Source organism: Bizionia hallyeonensis (assembly GCF_042657385.1).
GTDB classification, from domain to species: Bacteria; Bacteroidota; Bacteroidia; order Flavobacteriales; family Flavobacteriaceae; genus Algorimicrobium; species Algorimicrobium hallyeonense.
Genome location: NZ_JBHSLA010000019.1, coordinates 1 through 1,754, shown reverse-complemented (window position 1 = coordinate 1,754; position 1,754 = coordinate 1). Strand labels below are relative to the sequence as shown.

At 29.0% G+C, this 1,754-nt stretch carries 2 protein-coding genes; both read right to left on the bottom strand.

Translation table 11 applies throughout. The annotated features are described in order from the left end of the window. Positions 1 to 134: 134 nt before the first annotated feature. Positions 135 to 524 carry a hypothetical protein gene (locus ACFPH8_RS14975; protein ID WP_376862265.1) on the bottom strand — a complete coding sequence of 130 codons (390 nt, stop codon included), beginning with the start codon at positions 522 to 524 and terminating at the stop codon, positions 135 to 137. Positions 525 to 681: 157 nt separating this feature from the next. After that, the gene (locus ACFPH8_RS14970) at positions 682 to 1,503 is read right to left on the bottom strand and encodes a GIY-YIG nuclease family protein (RefSeq protein WP_376862263.1); all 822 of its coding nucleotides are present in this window, start codon (positions 1,501 to 1,503) and stop codon (positions 682 to 684) included. Between the last annotated feature and the right edge of the window lie 251 nt (positions 1,504 to 1,754).

The following is a 1,754-nucleotide window of genomic DNA, read 5'->3' as shown; positions in this document are numbered from 1 at the left end:
AGCAGTAGCAAATAAATTATTAAAACAGGCATTTGCTATCGCAAAAAGTGGTTTGCCTTATGATGAGAACTTTGTTTCAAAATTAGCTTAAAATTGCTTGTTTTTTAACTCAGTTCTTTGTTGGCAAATCGTTTTTATTTCCATTCGACATTCAATTTTTTCAATTCCGTTTTTAATTCAGATAATGATTCCTCATCTATTGCGTCAATATTGATTTTCATTTTCTGTAATTCAGATTTAAGAGTGTATTCTCCTGCGAAATGTTTAATTCGTGTTATTTCATTCAGATTCAGTTTTTTTCCAAAAGGCCAATTCTGCTTTATAATTCCGTTTTCAATAGTCAGATATTGTTCCTTTTTCTGATAGAAATACATTATCAAATAAAATCCAGAAAGTAAAAACCAAAAATAGTCATACCAACCTGCATTTTCATTAAATCCAGTTTGTATTATTCCATTCGCAAGCCATATTAATCCTAAAATCAGATTAATATTTACTTGTTTCTTTTTATATCGTATTCTCATTTCTCAAATGTTTGCCAACGTATTTGTATATGGTTTGTTGCGTGGTTTAAGCAACGAATTTAGTAAATAATTACCGACCAAGAAAGTCCGCGAGGACTTTCGTAAGTAGGCGACAAGCCAGCAATAAATTATATACGGTGTTGGCAAATCGTATTTTTTATTCATTCGTAGCAATCATTCTACATTTTCTTCTGTCATTTACTAATTCCTGACATTTTTCAGGATTATGAGTGTGGTTTAAAATCGGTTTATATTTTTTAATTAACTCTTTTTCAATTGTAAAGTCATTTGAACAATTAAATACACAAATTTCTACATTATTCACTAACCAAGAAATTATTAATTCAGTATCAGGTTTTGAAAATTTATAGTTCTTTTGGTTTGATTTTCCTATTAAATGTCCTGCTATTGGTTGAAAATTAAGAACAGCTCCAATACTTCTGAAAAATGTTCCAGGACTTGTATGGTAAAGTTCTTGTGATAAACGACTTGCTAAAGATTGTCCTTCTGCTTTTCCAATATAGATTATTCGGTTTTGTTTATTGTCAAGTATTCGTTGGTATTTTTCTGGCAATTTTGAGTTTGCTTTTAATCGAAAACAATAAATTCCAGTTTCATCTAGTTTATTTTTATCTAGCTTTTCAATTTGAGTGAAAATTCCGTTTTTAAATGGGTCGCTTGATAGGTTTTTCTCAAATTTTGTTGAGTTTAATTTCGGTCTTATTTTAGTATTTCTTGATTCCTTTTTTTGATTTTCAAATCCATTATCCACAATTGAGATTTGTCCAGAATTAATTAGTTGTTCAAAATCATTTAGATTGTATCCTTTTTTTGATGAAAACATTGAAAAATGAAATCCAATTGAACGAATCTTATTTCTAATTTTCTTTTGCTCAATTTTATCAGCCAAAACTTTTTCCTTAATTAATTTCCGAAGCTGATTATATTCAGAAGTATTAAATTTTGTTCTTCTGTTCATTTTTTGGTCATATGTTTGCCAACGGTTTTGTGTATGGTTAGTTGCGTGTTTCAGCAACTAATTTAGTAAACAAAAACGAACGCGAGAAAATTCCGAAGGAATTTTCCAAATAGGCAACTACCAAAGCAATTAATTATACACGTCTTAAGTTTACAATTCATTAAATTAGATAAATAATCAGAAAGAACAAAAGAGAGGATTAAGGTTAATATACACGGTGAAGATTAAACTTCGTCAACATTGATAATCCC

Excerpts from the sequence above, each read along its gene's own strand:
- ACFPH8_RS14975 (WP_376862265.1), bottom strand. The coding sequence starts at position 524 with ATGAGAATACGATATAAAAAGAAACAAGTAAATATTAATCTGATTTTA.
- ACFPH8_RS14970 (WP_376862263.1), bottom strand. The coding sequence starts at position 1,503 with ATGAACAGAAGAACAAAATTTAATACTTCTGAATATAATCAGCTTCGG.